General features: G+C 72.9%; 9 protein-coding genes. 2 read left to right on the top strand and 7 right to left on the bottom strand.

Annotated elements, in window-relative coordinates:
* Nucleotides 1–79: 79 nt before the first annotated feature.
* A complete protein-coding gene (locus ACFPP6_RS29305; RefSeq protein ID WP_382048647.1) occupies nt 80–631 on the top strand; it encodes a hypothetical protein in 552 nt (183 codons plus the stop codon).
* On the opposite strand, the gene ACFPP6_RS29300 is transcribed toward ACFPP6_RS29305, so the two are convergent.
* From ACFPP6_RS29300 to ACFPP6_RS29275, 6 genes are all read right to left on the bottom strand, one after another.
* Nucleotides 603–2,192 carry an FAD-dependent monooxygenase gene (locus ACFPP6_RS29300; RefSeq protein WP_382048645.1) on the bottom strand — a complete coding sequence of 530 codons (1,590 nt, stop codon included), beginning with the start codon at nt 2,190–2,192 and terminating at the stop codon, nt 603–605. The two genes, ACFPP6_RS29305 and ACFPP6_RS29300, sit on opposite strands and share 29 nt — an antisense overlap.
* A gap of 42 nt (nt 2,193–2,234) precedes the next feature.
* Nucleotides 2,235–3,560, bottom strand: a complete 1,326-nt coding sequence (locus ACFPP6_RS29295; RefSeq protein ID WP_382048643.1) for an alpha/beta hydrolase family protein — start codon at nt 3,558–3,560, stop codon at nt 2,235–2,237.
* Between the two features lie 168 nt (nt 3,561–3,728).
* On the bottom strand, nt 3,729–4,856 hold the full coding sequence (locus ACFPP6_RS29290; protein ID WP_382048640.1) for a Vgb family protein: 1,128 nt from the start codon (nt 4,854–4,856) through the stop codon (nt 3,729–3,731).
* A 216-nt stretch (nt 4,857–5,072) separates the two neighbouring features.
* Nucleotides 5,073–5,780: a hypothetical protein gene (locus tag ACFPP6_RS29285; protein WP_382048637.1), complete on the bottom strand. Its 708-nt coding sequence runs from the start codon at nt 5,778–5,780 to the stop codon at nt 5,073–5,075.
* A gap of 72 nt (nt 5,781–5,852) precedes the next feature.
* Entirely contained in the window at nt 5,853–8,729 is a 2,877-nt protein-coding gene (locus ACFPP6_RS29280) for a M4 family metallopeptidase (protein WP_382048635.1), read from the bottom strand.
* Nucleotides 8,730–9,018: 289 nt separating this feature from the next.
* Nucleotides 9,019–9,660 carry a hypothetical protein gene (locus ACFPP6_RS29275; protein WP_382048632.1) on the bottom strand — a complete coding sequence of 214 codons (642 nt, stop codon included), beginning with the start codon at nt 9,658–9,660 and terminating at the stop codon, nt 9,019–9,021.
* Between the two features lie 139 nt (nt 9,661–9,799).
* Between ACFPP6_RS29275 and ACFPP6_RS29270 the strand changes: the two genes are divergently transcribed.
* Nucleotides 9,800–11,431, top strand: a complete 1,632-nt coding sequence (locus tag ACFPP6_RS29270) for an alpha/beta hydrolase (protein ID WP_382048629.1) — start codon at nt 9,800–9,802, stop codon at nt 11,429–11,431.
* A gap of 36 nt (nt 11,432–11,467) precedes the next feature.
* Here the strand turns inward: ACFPP6_RS29270 and ACFPP6_RS29265 are convergent, their stop codons facing one another.
* Nucleotides 11,468–12,427 (bottom strand): helix-turn-helix transcriptional regulator, encoded by a 960-nt coding sequence (locus ACFPP6_RS29265; RefSeq protein ID WP_382048626.1) that lies wholly within the window; start codon nt 12,425–12,427, stop codon nt 11,468–11,470.
* Nucleotides 12,428–12,481: the final 54 nt, after the last annotated feature.

The raw sequence follows: 12,481 nt of genomic DNA, 5'->3' as shown, positions 1-12,481 counted from the left end.
CGTCCCCCTATGCCGCCCGGTTTCCGCCCGGCTCCCCGGGCGCAGTATCGGGAGGGTGGCAACTGCGGAGGGGGAGACCATGACCGTGATCGTCGGACTCGTCCACAACGAGCGGGTGCACCTGGGCGGGGACTCGGCCGGTGTCTCCGGCCTCAGACTCACCGTCCGCCGGGACCCGAAGGTATTCCGCAACGGCCCCTACGCCCTGGGCTTCACCACCAGCTTCCGCATGGGCCAGCTGCTGCATCACGCGTTCAAGGCGCCCAAGCCCAAGGGGGACCTGGACCATTTCATGACCACCGTCTTCGTCGACAAGCTGCGCACCTGTCTCAAGAACGGCGGCTGGTCGCGCAAGGACTGCGAGCAGGAGCAGGCCGGGACGTTCCTCGTCGGCATATACGGCCGCCTGTTCGCCGTCTATGCCGACTACCAGATAGCCGAGCCCGCCGACGGGTACGCGGCTGTGGGGTGCGGGGACGAATTCGCACTCGGCGCCCTGCACGCCACCGCGAGCCTGGACCTCAAGCCACGCAGGCGTCTCGCTCTGGCCCTCGCGGCCGCCGGCCACCACAGCGCCGGGGTCTCCGAACCCTTCAGGTACGTCACCGCGCGGAAGTACTGCTCCGAGTGATCCTGGTGAGGGCGTGGTGGAGGGTGGCGGAGTCGCCGGGCGGGCGGTCGCGCCAGCGGGCGCCGACGTGGCCGTCGGGGCGGATGAGCAGTGCTCCGTGCGGGCCGAGGCCGCAGAGGCCGATGTGTTCCTCGGAAAGGGGCTCGGTCCGGAGCGGCCATGGTGGGGTGGCGGTCTGCTGCCCCCAGGAGGCGGGATCCGGGGTGAGCAGGGTGAACCCTTCGCCGACCGCGTCGAGCGTGGAGCGGCCGGGCGTGAGCCAGAGGTGTGGCATGCGGTGGCCGGGTTCCGCGCTGGGGACGTAGTCCGTTCCGGTGTCGGGAGGGTCGGGCGGCTCGGGCGGGGCGTTCGTATCGGCGAGGACGGCATCGGAGCGGTAGGCGACGCCGAGCACGAGACCCAGTTGGGCGAAGTACTGCTCCGACCAGGGGAGCTCGATCCGGGCCGGCGCCGCTTCGCCGGTCCGCAGCTGCTCGCGGCGCCGGTTCTGTACTTCGATCATGAGGTGCGTGTTGGCCACCGCTTGACGGAGGGTCCGGTGGGCTACGGGTAGACGTTCCGCCTCGTAGCTCTCCAGCAGGTCTGTTCCGGCCCACCCGTGGAGCACGCCCGCCAGTTTCCAGCAGAGGTTGTGCACGTCGGCGATGCCGGTGTTCATCCCCAGGCCACCGGTGATGGGGATCGCGTGTGCGGCGTCACCCGTCAGCAGGACCCGGCCGTGGCGGAAGCGTTCGGCGACGGATGCGTTCATCGTCCAGTGCTGAACCCGCAACACGTCCGCTTCCACGTCCGCGCCGGTGCCGAGGGCACGCGAGACGAGGCCGGCCCAGTCGGCATGCGCGGCGTCCTCGGGGGTGGGGAAGAACCAGGCCCAGCCTCCTTCGGGGTAGAGCGGGGCGAAGGCTCCGTGCGCAGTGAAGTAGACCCCGGCGGGCTGACGGGCGCACCAGCGGCTGAGGTCGGCGTCGAACACGACGGTGGTGAAGCCCGCCATCGCTCCGGGACCGGTCGTGCCGATGCCGAGCCGCTGCCGGACGGTGGAGTTCGCGCCGTCGGCGGCGAGTACGTAGCGAGCACGGACGCGCGTCTCCCGGCCGCTCCGGTGGTCGGCGAGGACGGCCACGACGCTCTCGGCCTCCTCGGCCAGGCCGATGAGCTCGGCCCCGAACCGCAGCGGGGCGTCCGCCGCGGCGAGCAGAGCGGGTTCCAGCCGGTCCTGTGAGGTGACCACGCCGACCACGGGACTTTCGGGTACCGGCGCGTTGATCCCGGTCATCGCCGCCGTGGCGAAGTCGCGGGCCTGCAGGGTGTCGCGGAAGCGGACGCGCCCGTACTCCGGGGCGAACGCGCGGGCCGTGATCTCGGCGGCGAGCCCGAGCTGCCGGTAGATCTCCATCGAGCGGACGTTGACCAGCCGGGCCCGGGGGAAGGGTGACGGCTCGGCGTGCTTCTCGACCAGCAGTGCCCGTACGCCCCAGCGTTCCAGCAGCGCCCGGGCGGTGAGTCCGACCGGTCCACCGCCGACGATCAGCACCGCCGCTTCGGTGTCTGCCACGGGCATGTGGTGCTCCTCCTGCTCTCCTTGCGTGCCACCCAGTCTGGGTCAGCCGGGCAAGGTGCGGAAGGGCGTGCACGCACCGGTGGGGCGGCCCCCGTGTTTGCTCATGAAGTCGAGGATGTCGCAGGAGGACCGGCCGAGTACGTCGTCGTGGCCGCTGCCCGGATAGGTGCGTTCGGTGATCGCCGGCGAGCCGAGCGCACGGAGGTTGGCGGCGACCTGCGCCGACCACTGGGCCGGTACGTCGAGGTCGTTGCCGCCCTGGATGATCAGGAGAGGGCTGCGGACCGCGGTGCGGTCGGGGTTGCCGTAGGCGGCCATGGTCCGGCCCAGGGCGGCGAGCCGGGCGGAGTCGAGCGGGATGGCCTGTTCCGAGGCGGTGCGGATGAGAGCGGGATGCGGGTCGTTGATGCACTCCTCGAACACCTGCGAGGCCGTGCGCATGGCGGAGGGGCCGAGCAGGCGCGGGAGGCCGACGGACGGGTCGGTGGCGTTCAGGCCCGCCAGCGAGTAGAGGGCGAAGGTGAGCTGCCCGGGGTTGTGCGCGGCGATGACGCCGGGAAGCATCACGTTCAGGTGGCTGGCCGGCGCGATGGCCACGGCACCGCCGAAGCGCAGGCCCGGGGCTCTCTTCGTGGCGTTGGCGGCGAAGATGGAGGCCTGGCCGCCCTGGGAGTGGCCGACGGTGAACCAGGTCGGCGCGAGGTCCGGGACCAGCCGGCGGGCGGCGGTGACGCTGTCCACCACCGCGTTGCCCTCGTCGGCGCCGACCAGGTAGGTGTGCATGCCGGGAGTGCCGAGGCCGGGGTAGTCCGTCGCCGTGACCGCGTATCCGGCCTTGAGGAAGGCGCCGATCTCCTGCGCGTAGGCGTTGTAGCCGAGGTTGGCCGCGTGCGAGGGCGCGCACCTGTCGGCGACGCCGGTGGTGCCATGCGCCCAGGCGACGACGGGCCGGCCGCCGGGCGGCGGCGGCTCCGGGGGCACGAGCACGACGTCGCTGACGGGAACGTCCGCGTCGTGGGCGTTCCGCGAGTGGTACAGCACGGTCCAGCGCCGGGCACCTGCGATCTGCGCGTCGGTGCCGTGGTCGTTGGCCGCGATGAGGGTCCCGGGGGCCGCGGGCGGCAGGGGTTGCGGTACTTGGTAGGTGTGACCACTGATCCCGACGCCGGGCAGGGCCCCTCCGGCGGCGCCGGCGCCGGGGCCGGCGCCGGGGCCTGCGCCGCGCGCCGGTGGCTTGGGGGAGCCGTCGGAACAGCCACCGGCGGCGAGCGCCAGAGCGACGCTCAGGGCGATCAGCACGCGCGGCCACCACCTCCCGCGGCGCGTCCGCGGTCGGGCTATGTCGGGGTCGGCACTGGATATGTCCACGGCACGCACTCCTCCGGCCTGCGATATGACACGCGACTCAGCGTCGCATCGGGCGCAGGGCGGTGCAGGCGGGGCGCGTCCAGGCAGGTGACACGCGGAGCAGGCCGCGGGGCGACCTGCTGCACGCGCAGCAGGTCGTCAGCAGTCGGTTTCGCGGCGACGCGGCCGTCACTCCTGGGTGCTGATCAACTGGGCCACCCTGGCGCTGGTCAGCTCGGTGGCGAGCACGCTGTGCTCCAGCGGCAGCAGGCGGTGCGCCTTGCACAACTGCGTCGGCAGTGCCGCGTACTCCTCCCCGGTGACGCGTGTCCAGGACGGGTCGAACCGCACCCGGACGACGAGGTCGCGTGCCTGCTCGGAGACGATCGACGACGCCAGCAGCCACAGCCCCGGCTCGCGCGCCGTACGGGTACGGGGTGGGTCGAAGGCCAGGTGCAGCAGCCACGCCGACCGGCCCAGCGGGCCGCTCAGCCGGTGCCAGGCGATCCGCCCGTCCGCGTCGATCCGGCCGAACGTGCCCGTGCCCGCCTTCGCGGTGCCGAGGAGCACCACCCAGAGCCCGCCGGGGCCGCCGATCAGCCCGACCGGGGTGCTGCCCTGCTCCGCCGGGACGGGGATCTGCGCGGTGCGTCCGGTGCGCGGGTCGATGCGCAGCAGTGAACTCGCGCCGTCCTGGCTGACGTAGAAGTCGCCGCTGTCCGGGTGCTGCGCGGCGAAGATGGGGTGGGGCCTCGCGTCGAAGAGGCGGTGGCGTCCGGGACGTGTGTGGTCCAGGGCCAGGACCTGATCGCTCTCCTTCAGGGTCACCCACAGGGTGTCCCCGTACTCGTTGACGTAGTGCGGCCCCCGGCCGCCGCCCGGAACCGCGATCTCCCGTTCGATGCGCGGGGCGGCGTCGAGGGAGTCGGCCCGCGGATCCACCAGCAGCAGCCGGTGGGCGCCCTCGTGCGTGGCCCAGATGCGTCCGGGGTGGCGCGAGGAGACCGCCAGTCCGTGCAGCATCGCGTCGGAGGAGCCGAGTGGGAAAGCCTTGGCGGCCGTCACCTGCTCGGTACGGGGGTCCAGCGCGAGCTTCACCAGCCGGCTGTTGGACATCTGGGACACGAGGACCATCGGCCGGTCCGGGATTTTGACGATCTCGTGCGTTTCCTCGGCGGGCGGCAGGTCGTACTCCACCACCGTCCGCCGGGCCGGGCCCGCCACTGGGGAGCCGGCGCCCCCGTACCGCGGCCCCGCGGTCGCGGTGCCGGGCACCCCGAGCAGCGTTCCGGCCGCTGCGAGGCTGCCCAAGGACATCAGTCGGCTGTGAAAGGTGCGGCGGTCCAAGCGGCTCTCCTGGTGGGCGCGGCGCTGCGGGTCTGCGTGACGCGCCCATGCAAGCGGCCCGCCGGATCATCGGATGACGGATCCGGTGCATTCCCCCGTGTGGGTGATGCAGAACTCGCCGCCGGACGGCGCCCGGCGGCGGTTCCCTGCAGGGACCGGCGGGACGCAAGGTCCCGTTGAGACGCGTCAGGCGCGCACGGTGTACCAGGCGCCGACGCCGCCGCAGCCGGTGCTCATGTACGTGGTGCTGCGGTATCCCGGCGGGATGGGGGAGCCGGCGCACGTCCAGATGCCGTGGCGGACGAGCTCGTGGTACCAGGCGCCCACGCCGTTGCAGCCGGTGCGCAGGTAGTTGGTCGTGACGTAGCCGGGCGGAATGGGGGAACCCGAGCAGGTCCAGCGCTTGTCACGGGCGAGCTCGTGGTACCAGGCTCCGATGCCGTTGCAGCCGTCACGCAGGTAGTTCGTGGTGACGTAGCCGGGCGGAATCGGGGAGCCCGCGCACGTCCAGCGCTTGTCACGCGCCAGCTCGTGGTACCAGGCCCCGATGCCGGTGCAGCCGCCGCGGTCGTACCGGGTGATGACGTAACCGGCCACGATCGGCGAGCCGGAACAGGTCCAGATGCCGTCCTTCACCGGCTGCTGGTACCAGGACCCGCTTCCGTTGCAGCCGGAGCGGTCGTAGCCGGTGATGACCCAGCCGTCCGGAACGGGAGCGCCGGAGCAGGCCCACCTGCCCGACGGCCGCCAGTCACCGGTCGCCGCGGCGGTGGCCGTACCGGCCGCGGTGCCGGTGAGCGCAGCCGTGATCAGTGCGATCGCTCCCACCGCGGCGGCGATCCGGCCGCGCGCTGCCGCCGCCTTCGTTCTGAAGTACGCCAAAGTTGTGTCCATGCTCATCCCCTCGTCCATTCCATCGTCATGGTCATGTCGTGCCGGTCGGCCGCTGCCGTGCGGACGACCGGGTCAGCCACAGGTGCCGGCCGGGCGGGTGCGGGTGACGAGGTCGGTGTGGCCGGTCGTGGCGTCGACCCAGATGACCTGCCGGCCCCCTGCCGAGGCGTGCGAGAGCTGTTCACCTCGGTTGCAGGAGACCCGTTCCCGCCGGGCCCCGTCCGGGGAGAGCTGCCAGAGCCTGTCCAGCGCTTCGTAGCGGAGCTGCGGGTCCGGTGCCTGCGGGTCCGGTGCGCGGACGGAGACCGTCACCGCTTCGTCGGAGGCCGTCAGGCCGGTCCCGTGCAGGGCGTCCTTGCCCGTGCCGGGGCTGATGTCGACGGTGCCCGTGCCGTCCAGGTCCGACCGGCGCACGGCGGTGGTGGTGTGGTCGTCGTCTGCCACGGCCAGCCAGAAGACGTGCTTGCCGGTGATGGCGGTCCCCCTGAGGGAGGCGGGGTTCCCGATCTGCTTCATCACGGTCCGCTTGCCGGTGGCGACGTCCAGGACCTCCGCGTCGTACCGCCAGACACCGTCATCCGCGCGGTGCCAGGTGGTGAAGGCGATCCTGCCGTGGCTGAGGGACGGGTCGCCGGTGCTCGCCAGGCGTCCCGTGGAGTCCGGGTTCACGTACGTCGGGGTGTTCTCGCCCAGCCGCAGGTACACCACCCGGGAGCCGGCACGGCGACGGTGGGCCTGGAAGGTGACGACGTCCCCCTCCACGTGCAGTGAGGTGATGGCGAGCGCGTTGGAGAACAGCTTCTTGACGGGGCCTCCCGCGAGCGGACGGGCGAGGATCTCCGTGGCCCGTCCCCGCCGCGCCTGCCACACCACCGTCCTGCCGTCGGTGACCGGGTCGACGTGGTAGCGGCCGTCGTTGGGGCTGATGAGCTTCTTCTCGCCGGTCCCGTCGAGGCGTCCGGCCCAGACCGAGTAGGGCTCGGAGCCGTCGTCGTCGGACGTGGAGGCGGTCCACCAGCCGCCGCCCGCCCCGGCGCCGGTCCGGTCGTCGGTGTTGACCCGGCCGAGCAGCTGGTCGGAGTCCACCCCGAGCGCGAGCTCCCAGCCGGGGACGATGCCGTGGGCGTTGAAGGCGCGCTCGACCGCCTTGTAGTCCCTGTCGGTGACCTCGAGGTCGCGGGCGGCGGCGAGGACGGCGGCCCGGCCCTCGGTGAAGCCGTCGAGCGGGCTCATGTACTGCGTGAGCGCGTTGTGGACGATCCTGTCGGCGAGCGTGCGGTCGATGTCCTCGCGGATGTCCCACAGGGCGCCGGAGAAGATCGTGGAGTTGAGGTGGATGCCGCCGTTGTCGGTGCCGATGCCCACGCCGACGAAGGACTTGGAGGTGGTCCGCCCGTCGTTCAGGTCACGCGCGGCACAGGCGCGCGGCTCCTTCTGCCGGCACAGCGTCTCGCCGAGCAGACCGGCGTCGGGGCCGTCCATGGCGGTGCCGCGCGCGTCGGTCTCGACGGCGTTGCCGAAGTAGTCGGCGAGGGCCTCTCCCAGCGCGCCGGACTGGCCCGCGGGCACGAGGTTCGCGGTGCTCTCGACGACGCCGTGCGTCAGCTCGCGCCCGACGACGTCGAGAGCGGCCGAGAAGGGCCGGTATTCGTCGTTGCCGCTCCCGTAGATCACCTTCTGGCCGTCCCAGAAGACGTCCGCGTACGAGATGCCCAGGCCCACGAGCGAGTTCACGGCCGTGCCGCGGCCGTCCGGACCGTTCCGGCCGTGGACGTCCCTGAAGTAGTCGTGGACCCGGCCCGCCGCCCAGTGCGCGTCGACCGCGCCGATCCCGGTGGCCTCGTCGCCGAAGTCGGCCGTGGGGGAGGCGAACTCCTTCAGGTCGGCCGGCCACGTGCGCCACACCTCGCCGTGGCTCCGGCCGCGTGCGTCCCAGGTGGACACGAGGTTCGCGTCGCCGCTGCCGCCCTCGCCGGACCGGGTGCGGGAACGGTCGCGCATCACGTACGCGTTGCGCTCCTCGTCCCGGGTCAGGTGCAGTTCGACCTTCGTGCCGTCCAGCCGGACACCCGAGCCCTTCGTCCCGCCGTCCCGCACGGCGGGCGCGCCCCGGCCGTCCGTGGCGCGGCGCTCCGGGGCCGCGGATCCGGCGGTCTTGGAGCCCGCGCTGACGGCCTTGGGGCCCGCGCCGGGGACCGCGGAACGGCTGGGCGTCCTGAATGTCTTGATCCCGCTGTACTGGAGGACCGCATGGCCGGTCTGCGCCTCGATGTACACCTCGCGCAGCACCGGAGACCCGGTGGCCGGGTCGGTGCCGCGGACCGTCACGTGGTGGGTGAGCACTCCTGTGCCCCGCGGCAGCACGACCAGGCCGTGGGCCGTGCCGGTGATCGGCTGCCCGGCCTCGCCGCCCCCGGGGTCTTCCCGGCCGTCCCCCTTGCCGTCGCCCTGGTCGTCACGGGGCGGGCGTACGGGTCCGAGCTGCCGCGTCACGGCGTCGACGGCCAGTTCGACGGCCAGGGACGCGTCGATTCCGGGCTCGGCCGGGACGGTCAGCCCGGTGAAGTACCGGCCGGACGTGCCCGTGACGAACCGTGTGCCGCCGCTCTTCGCGCCCGTTGCGTCCATCCGGACGACGTACTGCCCTCCCAGGACGTCCACCCCGCGGTGCTTCTGCTGAAGACGCACGGTCTCCGAGCCGCCGGTGGCGACGGTCTGCAAGGGCTTGAGGTCCCGGTCGGGGCGGGCGATCCCGTGGCGGCCCCGGTGGTCCGCCAGGTACCGCAGCGCCGCGTCGGCGGCGTTCGCCGATGCCGGGGCGGCCTCCCGGATGCCGGTCACCCAGGCGGGCGCCGCAGTGCGCCGGTCCTGCGCGACGTCGCCCGGCCCCCTCGGTGCCGTCGTCGCCTGGGCCGGTACCGCAGAAACGACGAGTGCGGCGGTGCTCATCAGCGCCGCCGCACCGTACATGCCGTGTCGTGCCTTGTCTCTCCCCGATCGTGCCGTACGTAAGCCACGTCTTCGCACGGTCCCCCCTCTGTGTGGTCTCTGGCCGGACTTCTCCGGCGGCCGGAGTCGTTCCGGGCAGAGCCATGCAAACGCTGATGCGCACCGGCATCAATGTGGAGGACGAAAGTGCGCAGGCGACTTTCGGACGACGACGCTCAGGCGTGTTCGCCGGGCCCTGTCATGCTGCCGGCCCGGTCACGCAGCCCGCCCGGTGACACAGGCCGCCCGGTCACGCCGCAGGGCACGGCTTCCCCCGGTACCGCTCCTCGATCTCCCGCAGCCGGGCCAGCTCCCGGCGCGCCGTGTCCACGTGGCCCAGGTCGAGGCTCATCGAGATGCGGCCGCAAACATAGTGGAAGTCCTGGCGGTCACGGGCGGTCAGGTGGCACAGCCGGATGAGCCGCGACCGGCTGACCGTGAAGGACAGGCGGATCGTCGCCAGGTCGTCCCGCCGCTTCGACGACAGGAAGCCCCGCGCCAGGTCCTTCGCGTAGTCGTGGACTCGGGCGTCGGTCTCGTAGTGGCTAGGGGCGGGCGGGAAGTGGGGGTGGTCGGCCCAGGCCTCCGCTTCGTACGCGAGATCGTCCATCCGGCGCCGGGCCTCGTCGAGGTCGTCGTCCTCCAGCGCGCGCCGTGCGGCTGCCGCCGTCTCGGCCACCCTCCGGCGCGCCGCAGCCGCGCCGTCGCCCCGGGCGCCGGCGCCTTCGCCCGCGTCACCGTCCCGGCCCGCGTCACCGCCCCCGTCGCCACCACCGGGATACCGCGAGGCCAGGAAGCCCGCCAGCACGTCGACGCGCTGGAGCACCTCGCTCTTCTGCCACGCCTCGTCCATCTCCGCGCACAGCGGCACCCTCGGGCCTGCCTCTCTCACGTACCGGTTTCTCCTCTCCGGAGCTGCTGATTCCTGATGATTATCGGCTGACCCTGATACGGACCCGAGGGCTACCCCCACCACGCATGGGTGGTTTCCCCGATGGTCTCGCGGGCCGTGATCAACAAGCATGGCCCGTATGGCACTTACGACCTCGCAGGTCTCCACCAAGCGCAAGGCCCTCTTGTTCACCCTCGCCACGGCGACCGTGGCCACCGCCATCGCCGCCTCCCCGGCCACGGCCTCGGCCACGACCGGGCCCGGCACTCCGAAGGCCGGAACCACCGGCATCACCGGAACCAATACCTCCGGCCTTGCCTGGCGCGACTGTCAGGCCGGCCGCGTCGGCACGGCCGGCAGCACGCCGGACGGCACGCCCCACGGCACGGAGTGCGCCACCCTCGCCGTCCCCCTCGACTACGGCAAGCCCACAGGCCGCACCGTCGACATCGCCGTGTCCCGGATCCGCAGCGACAAGCCCGCCGCTCGGCGCGGGACGCTGCTGGTCATACCGGGCGGACCCGGGAGCTCGGGGGTCGACAGGCTGGCCAAGAAGGGAGAGGCCCTGCGCAAGGAGACGGGCGGCGCGTACGACCTCGTGAGCTTCGACCCGCGCGGCGTCGGGGACAGCACACGGGCCGACTGCAAGCTCGGGGCGGACGATCTGGAACCCGCCCACCTGCGTTCCTGGCCGGGGCCCGACGGGGACATCGGCGACAGCGTCGCGCGCAGCCGCCGCATCGCCGAAGCGTGTGCGCGCAACGGCGGCGCGGTCATGCGCTCGCTGACCACCGCCAACGAGGTGCGCGACATCGAGAGCCTCCGCCGGGCGCTCGGCGAGGAGAAGCTGTCGGCGTGGGCGAACTCGTACGGCACGTACGTCGGGGCGGTCTACGCGCAGAAGTACCCGGAGGGCACGGACCGCTGGGTGCTGGACAGCAGCGGGGACCCGGACCCGCGCCGGGTCGCGCGCGGGTGGCTGGCGAACATGTCGGCTGCCGCGGACGACCGCTTCCCGGACTTCGCCCGCTGGGCCGCCGCGCCCGAGCGGGACGCGAAGCACCGGGTCGCCGGGCGCGCCGAGGACGTGCGGCCGTTGTTCCTCTCCCTCGCGAAGCGGCTCGACGGGGTCCCGGAGCGGTCGGCGGACGGCAAGGGGCAGCTCACGGGGAACCGCCTGCGCATGGTGATGCAGCAGGCGCTGTACTCCGACGCGGGCTTCGGGCAGCTCGCCGCGCTGGTCGTCGCGGCCCGGGATGCGGGCGACGAGCCGGTCCCGTACGACCTCCCGTCCGTCTCGTCGGCCGACGCGACGGTGAACATGGCGGTCGTCTGCAACGACGTGCGCTGGCCGCGCTCGGTCGCGGAGTACGCGCGCGACGTCCGTGCCGACCGCATCCGGCACCCCCTCACCGCCGGGATGCCCGTCAGCGTGACGCCGTGCGCGTTCTGGAAGGACCGGCCCGCCGAGAAGCCCACCCGCATCACGTCCGACGGGCCGTCCAACGTCCTGATGGTGCAGAGCCTGCGCGACCCCTCCACGCCGTACCGCGGGGCCCTGAAGATGCGCGAGGCGTTCGGCGAGCGCGCCCGGCTGGTCGGCGTCGACGCGGGAGGTCACGGCGTCTACCTCGGCAACGCCACTCGTGCGGGGGAGGACGACAAGCGGGCCGGCGCCTGCGCCGACCGTGCCGTGACCACGTTCCTCACGACCGGACGGCGCCCGGCTTCCGACACGCTCTGCACCACCGCCGGGACGGAATCCCGGTAGCCCGGCACCGCTTCCCCGTGACCGGGGCGGACAGGCTCAGTCCGTGGCGCGCAGCGTGCGGCGTGCGGTTTCGCGAAGGTGGTCGAGGACCTCCGGGTCGGCGTCGAGGGTGTAGTCGGTGTCGAGGCCGGCGAGGGTCTGGGCGATACGGGTCAGGCTGTCGTCGGAGGCGTCGACCCGGCAGGACGTCTCGTCGACGGGCCGGATACGGGTGGCCAGGTACCGGGTGCGGGCGCGGATGCGGTCGGCGGGGGCGTGGACGGTGGCGACGGCGCGGTAGCGGGTCGGGGCGGCCGACAGCCGGGCGGCGACGAAGGCGGCGGGGTCGGCGCCGGGGATCTCGCGCGGTGGAACCCGTCGGCCGGTGGGTACGGGGTCGGTGATGCGGTCGAGGCGGAAGATGCGCCAGTCGTCCCTGCCGGTGTCGTGGGCGAGGAGGTACCACAGGCCTCCGGAGTCGACCAGGTGAAAGGGCTCGGCCCGGCGCGAGGTCGTCCTGCCGTGGCGATCGGCGTAGCCGAAGGTGATGATCTCGTGGTCGCGGCAGGCGAAGGCCAGGGCAGCCAGGAGCGCCGGGTCGGCGCGCGGCCCGCGGGACTCCCATGTGATGCCGGCCAGGGACGTCTGCAGGGCGGTGACCTGGCCGCGCAGGCGGCGCGGCAGCACCTGCTCCAGCTTGGCCAGGGCCCGTAGCGCACTCTCCTCGATGCCGGTCAGACCCCCTGCGGCGGTGCGCAGGGCCACCGTGACGGCGACGGCTTCGGCGTCTTCGAGGAGGAGGGGCGGCAGGCCGGTGCCGGAGGACAGGCGGTAGCCACCGGTGTGCCCGCGGGAGCTGTCGACCGGGTAGCCCAGTCCGCGCAGGCGATCGATGTCGCGGCGGAGGGTGCGCACGGTGACGCCCAGGCGGTCGGAGAGGTCGGCGCCGGACCATTCGCGCCGGGTCTGCAGCAGGGACAGCAGCCGCAGCGTGCGGGCGGTCATGTCGCTCGTCATGAGACCCACACTGCCCGAGTCAAAGGACACAGGCTGTCCGGAAGTCCTCCTACT

It is taken from the genome of Streptomyces aureoversilis (assembly GCF_042657885.1).
Lineage (GTDB): Bacteria > Actinomycetota > Actinomycetes > Streptomycetales > Streptomycetaceae > Streptomyces > Streptomyces aureoversilis.
Note: the sequence above shows the minus strand (reverse complement) of the source record. Positions and strands in the feature narration are given on the sequence as shown.